This is a genomic window from Flavobacterium tistrianum, from assembly GCF_003254545.1.
Lineage (GTDB): Bacteria > Bacteroidota > Bacteroidia > Flavobacteriales > Flavobacteriaceae > Flavobacterium > Flavobacterium tistrianum.
In genome coordinates, this window is record NZ_QJRH01000066.1 from 126,172 (window position 1) to 138,876 (window position 12,705).

The following is a 12,705-nucleotide window of genomic DNA, read 5'->3' on the forward strand; positions in this document are numbered from 1 at the left end:
TAATTATTACCCAAAATTGTAATAATTCAAAATATTACCAAAAAACGTAATATCTAATTTTATTACTTATATTTGTAATAGAAAGTTCATTATTTTTTAATTATATTTGATTATGACTAGTATAATTACGGGCGACATAATAGGTTCAAGACAACAGCAATCTGAACACTGGGTTGAAGATTTAAAAAAAATATTAGCTCCGTTTGGCCATACGCCAAGTCAGTGGGAAATCTATCGCGGTGATGAATTTCAGGTCGAAATAGCAAATCCTGAAGATGCACTGATTACTGCTATTTTAATAAAAGCACATTTAAGAGCCATTAAATCTGATGCCCGTATGAGTATTGGTTTTGGAGATAAAACGCATAATGCAAAAAGAATTTCTGAAAGCAATGGTTCTGCATTTATCAATTCTGGAGAGCTTTTTGAAACTTTAAAAAAACAGAAAGTCACATTAGCGCTTCGAACCGGAAATACTGATTTTGACGAAAAATTCAATTTATTGCTCCAATTAGCATTGACTTTTATGGATAGTTGGCTGGCACAATCAGCAGAATTTGTAGCTGTTGCAATCGAAAATCCAACCTTATCGCAGGAAGAAATTGGTCAAAAACTAGGCATTAATCAAGCTGCTGTGAGCAGAAGGCAAAAACGTGCTCAGTTTGATCTGGTTCAGAATTTAGACAGATATTTTAGAAAACAAATAAAACAACTTACAGCCCCATGATTTTATTTATAAAACTGCTTCTTGCTCATTTATTAGGCGATTTTATCTGGCAACCTAATTCTTGGGTCGCTAACAAAGAAGTCAAAAAACATAAAAGTGTTTACTTATACATTCATATTTTACTGCACGGAGTTCTCGCAGCGATTTTAGTAGGCGAAATCAGTTTTGTGCCTTATGCTGTTTTAATTGCTGTAACACATGGAATTGTAGATTTAATTAAACTGAATTTCCAGAAAAACAAAACCAAACGCACTTGGTTTGTAGTTGATCAAATTGCGCATATTTTAATTTTAATCGGAATTGCACTTCTGTACGAAAACAAGCCTATTCCTGATTTTTGGAAAGATAATCAATTCTGGATTCTGCTTACCGGATTTTTATTGCTCACAAAACCAACCTCTATTTTTATAAAGACTATAATCTCAATCTGGGCGCCAGAAAGCAAAAACAGCAATCAGGATAACTCACTAATTGCTGCTGGAAATTATATTGGCATTTTAGAACGCTTGTTTGTTTTCGGATTTATCTTAACCGGACATTTTGAAGCAATCGGATTTCTATTGGCTGCAAAATCCATTTTCAGATTCGGAGATTTAAAAGAAGCCAAAGACAGAAAATTGACCGAATATGTTTTAATCGGTACTTTAATCAGTTTTGGAATTGCAATACTTGCCGGATTAGCCGTTCAAGCGCTGTTTTTACAATTGCTCTAAAACTTTTTTATTGATTGCTTTTATCAATGCTGGACCTTCATAAATAAATCCAGTGTACAATTGCACCAGACTTGCTCCTGCGTTTAATTTTTCAATCGCATCGTTTGCAGAATGAATTCCCCCCACTCCAATAATTGGGAAAGCTTTATTGCTTTTTTCAGATAGAAAACGAATTACTTCTGTAGAACGTTTCGTTAATGGTTTTCCAGATAAACCTCCCATTTCTGTTTGATTAGCCGACTGTAAACCTTCTCTAGAAATAGTGGTATTTGTTGCAATTACACCTGCAATTTGAGTTGTTTTTACAATATCAATGATATCTAATAATTGCTCATCTGTTAAGTCTGGAGCAATTTTTAAAAGAATTGGCTTTACTTTTTGAGTACTTGTTTTTTGCTTTTCGATATTTCTGTTTTGCAATGTCTGCAATAAAGCTGTCAACGGTTCTTTATCTTGCAAAGCTCTTAAATTTGGCGTATTTGGTGAACTCACATTTACTACAAAATAATCTACATGATTAAAAAGCGCATCAAAACAAATGATATAATCTTTTACAGCATCTTCGTTATCAGTCACTTTATTCTTTCCGATATTTCCACCAATCAAAACACCTGAATTCTTTTTCAAACGTTCTACAGCTTCAAGAACTCCGCCATTATTAAATCCCATTCGGTTAATAATTGCCTGATCTTCTTTTAAACGGAACAGACGCTTTTTAGGATTTCCTTCTTGTCCAACTGGCGTTACAGTTCCGATTTCGATAAAGCCAAAACCAAGATCACTTAGTTCTTCGTATAGCTTTGCATCTTTATCAAAACCAGCCGCAAGTCCAACAGGATTTTTGAATTTAATTCCGAAAACTTCTCTTTCTAATCGAGTGTCTTTTACTTCATAAATCGATCTTATAATTGCCGAAACTCCAGGGATTTTTGAAATGAATTTTAAAAATGAGAAAGTAAAGTAATGTACTTTTTCAGGATCAAAACAAAAAAGTATCGGGCGAATTATCAATTTATACATAAGAGTTGTGTTGTTGTTATTTTGGCTGCAAATTTAAATATTATAGTTTAAAAAGGTGTCTTTTTTACAAAAACAAATACTTTGCTTTTTGTTTAATTATTTCGTTTATAACTAAAACAATTCCAAAAATCCATTCAGATCATTATTTAAAAACTTGTTTTTTATGTTGCAAATTATAAAATGAAACGAGTTAGAACTATTTGAAACACCTCTCCAAGTTTTATATATCTAATTTTGAGATATTACGTTCCAAAAACTGTACTCCTACAAACATTTCAATTCAGAACAGAGTAAAAGCTTCATTTTTTTTCAGATTATTTTATGCCAAAGTTCAAAAGAATGCCTTCATAAGAACCATAACAATTAACAACTTAAATCATGAAAATCAGTAAACAATTCATTCTGAAAAGTATTTTCACACTTATACTTTGTTTTTCATTAAGCGTACCTTCGAAAATATTTGCTCAGGCTGACCCTCAGCAGGTTACAAAAGAAACTTTCAAAGGCAAAATAGCATTGGATGTACGTGATTCAAAAGAAGATTGGGGACCTTATTCTCCAAAAAAAGCACCAGCTGGAGCACCAAATATCTTATTTATTTTATATGATGACACTGGTATGGCTGCTTGGTCACCTTATGGAGGAGCTATCAATATGCCAACCATGCAAAAATTAGCAGATAACGGAATCACGTATTCACAATGGCATACTACCGCTCTGTGTTCTCCAACAAGATCAACATTATTAACAGGAAGAAATCATCACCTAAACGGAATGGCTGCCATTACTGAAGCTGCAGCTGGTTTTCCTGGTGGAAGCGGAAGACTGCCAAAGCAAGCAGCAACTATAGGTCAAGTTCTTCAAGACAATGGATGGAGTACTTTTTGGATTGGTAAAGATCATAATGTTCCTGAACAGGATGTAGCTTCTGGTGGCGACCGCAGCACATGGCCTTTGCAAATGGGATTTGATCGTTTTTACGGATTCCTTGGTGGTGAAACCAATCAATGGTACCCAGATTTAACAGAAGACAATCATTTTGTTGAACCGCCGGCTACACCAGAAGAAGGCTATCATTTGTCTAAAGATTTAGCCGATCATGCTTTGCAATTCCTTAAAGACCAAAAAGCTACAAATCCTTCTAAACCTTGGTATATGTGGTATTGTCCAGGCGCCAATCACGCACCGCATCAAGCTCCAGAAGAATATATTGCAAAATACAAAGGTAAATTTGATGAAGGTTATGATGCTTACCGCAAATGGGTTTTGCCTCGTATGATTGCGAAAGGTGTAATTCCTAAAGGCACAAATTATGCAAATTTCAACCCACTGCCTCCTAGTATTTCAAATCCTGGCGATGAAGTTTTAGATTGGAATAAATTAAGTGCAGATGAAAAGAAACTATTTTCTAGATTGGCTGAAGTCTACGCTGGTTTCTCTGAATATACAGATGCTCAAGTTGGTCGTGTAATTGATTATCTAGAACAAACAGGTCAATTAGAAAACACACTTATTATTTATGCTGCCGATAACGGAGCTTCTGGCGAAGGTTCACCAACTGGATCTGTAAATGAAAATAAATTCTTCAACGGATATCCTGACGAATTAAAAGAAAACTTAAAATATCTCGACAAATTAGGAAGTCCTGATACATATGAGCACTATCCTACAGGGTGGGCAGCCGCTTTCTCTACTCCTTTTAAAATGTTTAAAAGATATAGTGAATATGCTGGAGGAACTTGCGACCCTTTGGTTATTTCATGGCCAAAAGGAATCAAAGCAAAAGGTGTAGTTCGTGATCAGTTTCATCATTCTACAGACATCGTGCCAACAATACTAGATGTCTGCGGACTTCAAATGCCAAAAGTTTATCGCGGTGTTGAGCAATATCCTTTATCTGGAGTTTCAATGCGTTATACTTTTGATGCCGCACCTGGCACGAAAACACAAAAACACATTCAGTATTTTGCCATGTTAGGAAGCCGCGCTTTATGGAAAGACGGTTGGAAAGCTGTTGCTCTGCATGCTCCATTAACAGGAAAAGGAAACTTTGATAAAGATGAATGGGAGCTGTATAATACAGATGTAGATCGTGCCGAAGTAAATAATCTAGCAAAAAAATATCCCGACAAACTAAAAGAATTAATAAAAGACTGGAACGATGAAGCGGCAAAAAATCTTGTATTGCCTCTAGACGACCGTACAGCGGTAGAACAATTAGGAATTGAAAGACCTTCATCTGAAGCACCTCGTGATCTTTATAAATATTACCCTGGAACTTCAGCAGTGCCGGAAGGTGTTGCTGTAAATGTTCGTGGAAGATCTTATAAAATCCTCGCCGATGTTGATGTTAAAGATGCTAAAGCTTCGGGCGTACTTTTTGCTCATGGATCTCGTTTTGGAGGACATACTTTATTTATAAAAGATGGCAAATTAAATTATGTATACAATTTCTTAGGAATTGCTCCTGAACAAAAATTCACTTCTAATGTGCCAATTACAACTGGAAAACATGTTTTTGGAATGGAATTTATCCGCGAAAAAGCAGGTCCAAATGGAGAATCTCTTGGTCAAATGAAACTTTATATTGACGGAAAAGAAGTTGCTTCTGGTCCTATGAGAACACAATCTGGTAAATTTACTCTTGCTGGAGACGGACTTTGTGTTGGATTTGACAGCGGTGATTCTGTTAGTAAAGAATACAAAACTCCAGGAACTTACAAAGGAGGTGAAATCATTGGTGTAGGTGTTAGTGTTGGAAAAATTGAATATACTGACTTAAACAACGAAGCAAAAAGAGCTTTAGGAAGAGATTAAAAATACAGCAAAGAGGCATTTTCGGTTATAATTAAACAATCGAAATGCCTCTTTTTCTTCTTAAATAACTGTTTTAAGAATGCATATAACCTCTTGATCTTATGTACAGCTCAAATAAATCAAATTGTCTTTCTAAAAAACTACTCTTCATTTTCCTTTTATTAATTGGTTTTAAAGGGTTTTCGCAGCAAGAAAAAGATACTACCAAACTAATGAATGTTCGGTATGGCAGTAAAGGAATTGAACTGGAAACCCGTGACAAAAAATTCCTGTTTCAACTGGCAAGCCGTCTCCAATTTCGTTTTTCAACACCAAATGATACAGATCCATTAACTTATGATGACTACAGCCAAGATGCCAAAACGACTTTCAAAATAAACCGCGCCAGATTAAAAATTGGCGGTCATGCTTTTGAACCTTGGCTTAAATATTACTGGGAATACGAATTGAGTCAGTCCAATTTGCTTGACTTCAGAATAATGATTGAAAAATGGGATTGGCTAAGTTTTAAAGTCGGACAATGGAAAACAGAATTTACGCGTGAACGTTTTATAAGTAGCGGCGAGCAGCAAATGGTAGATCGATCCCTAATTAATCGTCCTTTCACAGTCGACAGACAATTGGGAGTTGAAGTTTATGGCCATTTAAAAGGAGCTGGAATTGCCGATTTTAATTACTGGGCTGCAGCCCTTACAGGAACAGGACGCGGAAGCACTTCAAACGATGATAATCATTTAATGTATTTTGGAAGAGCACAATGGAACTTTCTGGGCAGATTTCTTGATTTTGAAGGCTGTGATTTAGAATTTCATGAAAAACCAACTCCAATTATTGCTTTTTCAGCTGTAACCAATCGAAGCCCGTATACTCGATTTTCGCAAGCAGGAGGAGGTTCTTTAGATGGATTTGAAAATGGTTTACCAGGACAATACAGAGTCAATCAATGGAATTTGGAAAGTGCTTTTATGTATCGTGGCTTTTCCTGGCAAAGCGAATGGCACACCAAAGAGATAATTGACAAATACAATAACAATAACATGACTGTAATGAAAGGTTATTATGTTCAGGCTGGATATTTCTTTCATAACATTTTTGATTGGTGGCCAAAACACTTAGAAATGGCAGGCCGTCATGCCGCATACAGACCTGACAATTCTATCAGAGAAAATAGACAAGAAGAATCTACGTTGGCATTTAATTGGTTTTTTAAAGGACATAAAAATAAGTTAACTTCAGAGGTGACTTACTTCAGTTTTCAAGACAAAACACTTCCTCTAGAACAAGGCTGGCGTTTTAGAATACAATGGGATATCTCATTATAATTCAAACTTTTAGGCCATTAACATAAATTGAACCTTTTTTTTCATAACTTTAAATCACATAAATTACTGAATATGAAAAACATATCCAAAACAGTAAAAAAACTGGCACTTTTAATGTGTTTGACTGCAAGCTTTTTCTTTATTTCAATTGATGGCTTAGCGCAACGTCACCGTGGAGGCGCAGGCGGTGGAGGATTCAATAGATCTGGCGGAGGTGCAACGCATACTCGACCTGCAAGACCTGCTACACAATCCAGACCAAACGTAACAAGGCCAAGCACAAATAGACCTACGGCGACAACTAGACCTGCAACAAGCAGACCAGGGGCAAACAATTATGGCACTCAAATAACCAGACCCGCAAACAATTCAAACAGAAACAACACTGTAAATAGAAATAACACAATAAACAGAAATAATCTTGGCAACCGAAACACCAACATAAGTGGCAATACAGTTAACCGAAATAGAAATAATATCAATGTTAACAATAACATTTATGTGCAGAATAATCGAAATACTGTAGTTCGTCCAGGATATAGACCATATACACGCCCACCGTATGTATATGGCGGTTACAGATACAATTGTTACCATCCGTATTATCCGCGTCCGTATGTACCTTTCTATTGGGGACCAGTTTGGCATCCTTGGGGATTTTTTGTTGCAACTCTAGCGACTACTGCTATAATTGTTAGTGTTGAAAATAGCAAATATCATTATGATCAAGGAGTTTGGTACACCTCATCCAACGGTGGCTATACTGCAGTTCCTGCGCCAGTTGGCGGTACGGTAAACAATATTCCAAGCGGAGCAGAAGTAGTCAATACGGGAACAGTAAACAATTACTATTATGGAGGAACGTACTATGAAAAAGATGGAGGAAAATACACAGTAGTTGCTCCTACTGCAGGAACGATAGTAGAAAATCTGCCAGAAGGCGGAGAAGAAGTGACAATTGGCGACGCTAAATATGTAAAGTTTGGTGAAACTTATTACCAACCCGTACAAATTGATGGGAAAAATAAATATGAAGTAGTTTCGGTTGAAAAAGAATAATAAAATTTTATTAATTCTATAAAACTACTATACTTTTAAAGATTATTTTATCTAAATTTATCCACGCTATTGACAACCATTATAAGCTCAAAATAATAAACCATGAAAAACAAAACCATTTGGATTTTTGCGTTGCTCACATTATCCATTATTTCAATTGCTTACAGTTATACTAGATTCACAAATAAAGCAGAAAAAACAGCTGTTGAATGTCATGAAACGCCAACTGCGGTAGAATCTGAATTCAAACCAACTATTGAAAATAAATTTAAGCCTGCCGAAAAAGCACCAAAAGGCATGGTCTGGATTCCTGGAGGTGAATTTTCTATGGGCAGCAATGTTGAGGATGAGAGTTTATGCAGCATAAAAGGCGTCACTAAAGATGCCGCTCCTATTCATAGGGTTTATGTGGATGGCTATTATATGGATGAAACAGAAGTAACCAATGAAGAGTTTGAAAAATTTGTAAAAGCGACTGGTTATGTTACTGTTGCCGAACAAAAACCAACTAAAGAAGAATTTCCAACGGCAAACGAGGAAGATTTAGTAACAGGCTCTGTAGTCTTCACTCCTACACCATCTGCAGTTAATTTGAATAACTTCTTGCAATGGTGGCGTTACGAGCCAGGAGCTGATTGGAGACATCCAGAAGGTCCGCAAAGCACCATTATAGGAAAAGAAAAATACCCAGTTGTACATGTTGTCTACGAAGATGCGGCCGCTTACGCTAAATGGGCTGGAAAAAGACTCCCAACAGAAGCAGAATGGGAATTTGCGGCAAGGGGTGGCAAAACGGGAAATCTATACGCTTGGGGAAATGATTTAAAACCCAAAGGAAAATTTCAAGCCAACATTTACCAAGGACATTTCCCGATCAAAGATGGTGATACTGGAGAAGATGGTTTTAAAGGAATTGCTCCAACAAAACAATATGCTCCGAACGGATATGGTTTGTATGATATAGCTGGAAATGTTTGGGAATGGGTAAATGACTGGTACAGTGTAGACTATTACAAAACACTAGCAGAAAGCGGAAAAGTAACAAAAAATCCGCAAGGGCCAAGTTCTTATTACGATCCTAATGATCCTTCTGAAGTAAAACGTGTACACCGTGGCGGTTCATTTTTATGCACTGACCAATATTGCACTCGATACATGGTGGGAACAAGAGGAAAAGGCGAAATCAGATCTGCCGCCAATCACGTTGGTTTTAGATGCGTAAAAAGCAAATAACATAAATATACCAGAAAGGGATTCAATTTAGAATCCCTTTTTTTATTAATTCAGATATTGAAAGCTAAATTTCCTAGCAGAAAAATTTTTCTATATTTGCTAAAAATCTAAAAAAATGCAACATATTATAGATCGCTTTATCAGTTATGTAACAATTGATACCGAATCGGATCCAAATTCACAAACAACTCCAAGCACACAAAAACAATGGAATCTTGCCAATAAATTAGTTGACGAACTAAAAGCAATTGGCCTTGAAGATGTAACTATAGATGACAAAGCATATATCATGGCAACGCTTCCTAGCAATGTTGATCATGAAGTTCCCACGATCGGTTTTGTTTCTCATTTTGACACTTCACCAGATTTTAGCGGAGCAAATGTAAAACCTCAAATAGTTGAAAATTACGACGGAAAAGACATCGTTCTAAACGCTGAAAAAAACATTGTTTTATCTCCAGATTACTTTAAAGATTTATTGCAATATAAAGGCCAAACCATCATTACAACTGACGGAACAACCTTATTAGGAGCCGACGATAAAGCTGGAATTACAGAAATTGTTTCAGCAATGGAATACCTAATTCAGCATCCAGAAATTAAACACGGAAAAATAAGAATCGGCTTTACTCCAGATGAAGAAATTGGTCGTGGTGCTCATCATTTTGATGTAGAAAAATTCGGAGCACAATGGGCTTACACTATGGATGGAAGCCAGATTGGCGAATTGGAATATGAAAATTTCAACGCAGCTGGAGCTAAAATTACTTTTAAAGGAAAAAGTGTTCACCCTGGTTATGCAAAAGGAAAAATGATCAATTCTATGCTTTTAGCAAATGATTTCATCAATGAACTTCCTAAAGACGAAACTCCACAGGAGACTAGAGGATATGAAGGTTTTTTCCATGTTCATCATATTAAAGGAAATATTGAAGAAACTGTTTTAGAATTAATAATCCGTGATCACAACAGAAAGAAATTCGAAAAACGTAAAGAATTGATTCACAAATTAGCGAAACAATTCAATAAAAAATTCGCAAAGAAATTTGGCGAAGATATTGTGATCGCTGAAGTAAAAGATCAATACTACAATATGAAAGAAAAGGTTCTGCCTGTAAAATATATTGTAGATATTGCTGAAAAAGCAATGAGAGAATTAAACATCAAACCGATCATAAAACCAATTCGTGGAGGAACTGACGGTTCTCAATTATCGTTTATGGGATTGCCTTGTCCGAACATTTTTGCGGGCGGACATAATTTCCACGGAAAATACGAATATGTTCCCGCAGAAAGCATTCAAAAAGCAACTGATGTTATTGTAAAAATTGCTGAATTAACAGCAATTCCTGGAATTTTTGACGCACCAGAAAAATCTAAAAAAAGAAAATAATGGAATCAAAATCCGAAAATAAAGGCATGTGGAAGTATGGCGCACAATGGGAAGAAGAATTGATTCTCCTTAGAGCCATAATTGACAAAACAGAACTCACCGAAACTACAAAATGGGGAGGTCCAGTTTTTGTTTATGAAAAGAAAAATGTAGTCGGAATTGGAGGATTTAAGGATTATTTTGCCTTATGGTTTTTTAATGGCGTTTTCTTAAAAGACGAAAAAAAGAAATTGATAAATGCTCAGGAAGATGTAACCAAGTCATTGAGACAATGGCGATTTTCGTCAAAAGATGAAATAAACGAGGTAATCATTTTAGAATATATCAAAGAAGCAATTGAAAACGAAAAACAAGGAAAAGTCATAAAGCCCACGAAAAAAGAAGCAATAGTTTCAGAACTTCTAAATGCAGAAATGGCTAAAAATCCAGATTTAAAATCTGCTTTCGAAAAATTTTCTCCGTATAAACAATATGAGTTTTTAGAATATATCGAAACGGCTAAACAGGAAAAAACTAAGATTTCAAGAATCGAAAAAGTGGTCCCGATGATTTTAGCAAATGTGGGATTGAATGATAAATACAGGTAATTTAATTTTCAATATTTAAATTCCAAATTCCAATCTATACGAGACCTTTGTCAAAGTTTTAAAACTTTGACAAAGGTTTTGTCTTTTTTCATCTCAAACTAAACCCACTTCAAACCCTATCCATACAGCTTGTCATTTCGAGGAACGAGAAATCTCCATAAGTAGCTCTACAAAGATTGGCTACATAGATTATAGAGTTTCTCGCGAAGATTTCTCGTTCCTCGAAATGACAAACTGTGCGCAAAAAAAAATCCCAAACTCCATTTGGAATTTGGGATTTAAAATATTGTAATTTAAAATTTAAGCTTTCTTATTCAAAGCAGCGCTCAATTCTAAAGAGATAGCAGAACGCTCTAATTTTAATTTTCCAGACATTGTTTCGATTACAACAGTAGTTTCTGCTAATTCAGCGATTTTACCGTGGAAACCACTTTTTGTAACTATTTTATCACCTACTTTTAGGTTGCTTTCAAATTCTTTTTCGTTTTTAGCTCTTTTTTGCTGTGGTCTGATCATAAAGAAATAGATTACCACAAACATTAGTAAATAAGGAGCAAACTTTAATAAATCTTGCATGGTATTTTGTTTTTATTGTTGTTATTAATATTTTTTTTCTTTTTCTCTAGCTGGTAGCTTGCGACGCTAGACGCTCAAAGCGACAATTGGGGATTTAGAATTTCGGATTTTTCTTTTTTACATTAGTCCTCTTCCCGTTTTTAGCATCTTTTTATTAGCAGTAAGCTCTTTAACAAGATTATCTAAAATTCCATTGATAAAAATACTACTTTTTGGTGTAGAATACTCTTTTGCAATTTCTAAATATTCGTTAAGAGTTACTTTTACAGGAATTGAAGGAAATTTAACAAACTCGCAAATTGCCATTTTCAAGATAATGGTATCAATTTCAGCAATACGATCACTGTCCCAATTTGGTGTTTTGTCTTCGTATTCTTTTGCGAAAGCAGTTTCATTTAAAATTGTTCTTCTAAACAAATCTTTAGCAAAATCTTTATCTTCAACATCTTTATACAATTTCGGCACTCTAAAATCGTCAGGATCTTCCGTTTTAATGGCTTTTAACTGTTTAACGATGTGCGTATTTACAACCGGAATATCATCAACCCAAGTTAATTTATCATCCTCTAAATACTCATATAATTTTTCATTAGGAACAATAACATTTTCAAACAAATCAATAATAAATTGTCTGTCTTCTTCAAACGTATTTACGTTATTGCTCATGTATTTTTTGTAGATATCACTTGCTTTAACATCATTTAAAAGCAAAATAATATAATCGTCGTTTAAAGACCAGTTATTGATTTTACGATTTTCTAAAGCAATGCTAAGAGAATTACTTTCTGCTAAAAGCTGGAAGATTTTGTTTTTGATGAACTTTTCGTTCGGATTACGTTCTGCTGCAGTAGCAAGGTGTTTTTTACTTGACAGATGCAAAAAGACAGCTTCTTTTTTGCAAATTTCTATCAATGAAGAAAGCATTATAAGATATAAGTCCTGAATATTGTCAATGCTGTAGAAAAGAAATTTCTCCTCTTTTTCCATATTTTCAGAACCGCTTTGGTGCATTGCATAAATGGATTGCATTACTTTAACGCGTATGTGTCTTCTATTTACCACCTTGTAAGAACATTTAAAAATTAGTCTGCAAAAGTATAACTTTTGATGCGTATTTTAAAATTAATTCGTAAAAAAGTCACAGTTTTCAGTCCTATTTTTATTTAGTTTTCAGCCGCAGTAGCAGTTTTCAGTATTAAGCAAAAACAAAAAGTCTCAGTTTCCAGTAGATCTGAAAACTGAGACTGAAACTGTAAAC

11 protein-coding genes are annotated in these 12,705 nt (G+C 35.0%); 8 read left to right on the forward strand and 3 right to left on the reverse strand.

Translation table 11 applies throughout. From position 1 onward, the window contains the following. Nucleotides 1-112 precede the first annotated feature (112 nt). Both DMB71_RS08645 and DMB71_RS08650 read left to right on the forward strand, forming a co-directional pair. A complete protein-coding gene (locus DMB71_RS08645; RefSeq protein ID WP_111365317.1) occupies nucleotides 113-727 on the forward strand; it encodes an RNA polymerase sigma factor sigma-70 region 4 domain-containing protein in 615 nt (204 codons plus the stop codon). After that, the gene (locus DMB71_RS08650; protein ID WP_111365319.1) at nucleotides 724-1,440 is read left to right on the forward strand and encodes a DUF3307 domain-containing protein; all 717 of its coding nucleotides are present in this window, start codon (nucleotides 724-726) and stop codon (nucleotides 1,438-1,440) included. Before DMB71_RS08645 ends, DMB71_RS08650 begins: the two co-directional genes overlap by 4 nt. On the opposite strand, the gene DMB71_RS08655 is transcribed toward DMB71_RS08650, so the two are convergent. Further along, nucleotides 1,426-2,460, reverse strand: coding sequence for a quinone-dependent dihydroorotate dehydrogenase (locus tag DMB71_RS08655; RefSeq protein ID WP_111365320.1), 1,035 nt, complete (start codon nucleotides 2,458-2,460; stop codon nucleotides 1,426-1,428). The two genes, DMB71_RS08650 and DMB71_RS08655, sit on opposite strands and share 15 nt — an antisense overlap. 378 nt (nucleotides 2,461-2,838) lie before the next feature. Here DMB71_RS08655 and DMB71_RS08660 point away from each other — a divergent pair, with 378 nt between their 5' ends. The 6 genes from DMB71_RS08660 to DMB71_RS08685 all read left to right on the forward strand — a co-directional run bounded on the left by DMB71_RS08660 (nucleotide 2,839) and on the right by DMB71_RS08685 (nucleotide 10,871). Continuing rightward, nucleotides 2,839-5,277, forward strand: a complete 2,439-nt coding sequence (locus DMB71_RS08660; RefSeq protein ID WP_111365322.1) for an arylsulfatase — start codon at nucleotides 2,839-2,841, stop codon at nucleotides 5,275-5,277. 101 nt (nucleotides 5,278-5,378) lie between these two features. Continuing rightward, nucleotides 5,379-6,599, forward strand: a complete 1,221-nt coding sequence (locus DMB71_RS08665) for an OprO/OprP family phosphate-selective porin (RefSeq protein WP_111365323.1) — start codon at nucleotides 5,379-5,381, stop codon at nucleotides 6,597-6,599. Nucleotides 6,600-6,671: 72 nt separating this feature from the next. Beyond that, nucleotides 6,672-7,658 carry a DUF6515 family protein gene (locus DMB71_RS08670; RefSeq protein ID WP_111365325.1) on the forward strand — a complete coding sequence of 329 codons (987 nt, stop codon included), beginning with the start codon at nucleotides 6,672-6,674 and terminating at the stop codon, nucleotides 7,656-7,658. A gap of 102 nt (nucleotides 7,659-7,760) precedes the next feature. Next, a complete protein-coding gene (locus DMB71_RS08675; RefSeq protein ID WP_111365326.1) occupies nucleotides 7,761-8,891 on the forward strand; it encodes a formylglycine-generating enzyme family protein in 1,131 nt (376 codons plus the stop codon). Nucleotides 8,892-9,006: 115 nt separating this feature from the next. After that, entirely contained in the window at nucleotides 9,007-10,284 is a 1,278-nt protein-coding gene (gene pepT / locus DMB71_RS08680) for a peptidase T (protein ID WP_111365328.1), read from the forward strand. Next, nucleotides 10,284-10,871, forward strand: coding sequence for a YdeI/OmpD-associated family protein (locus DMB71_RS08685; protein WP_111365329.1), 588 nt, complete (start codon nucleotides 10,284-10,286; stop codon nucleotides 10,869-10,871). The genes pepT and DMB71_RS08685 overlap by 1 nt, the downstream gene beginning before the upstream one ends. A 300-nt stretch (nucleotides 10,872-11,171) precedes the next feature. Here the strand turns inward: DMB71_RS08685 and yajC are convergent, their stop codons facing one another. After that, nucleotides 11,172-11,447, reverse strand: a complete 276-nt coding sequence (yajC, locus tag DMB71_RS08690) for a preprotein translocase subunit YajC (protein WP_111365331.1) — start codon at nucleotides 11,445-11,447, stop codon at nucleotides 11,172-11,174. Nucleotides 11,448-11,564: 117 nt separating this feature from the next. Next, nucleotides 11,565-12,476: a transcription antitermination factor NusB gene (nusB, locus tag DMB71_RS08695; RefSeq protein ID WP_111365479.1), complete on the reverse strand. Its 912-nt coding sequence runs from the start codon at nucleotides 12,474-12,476 to the stop codon at nucleotides 11,565-11,567. Nucleotides 12,477-12,705: the final 229 nt, after the last annotated feature.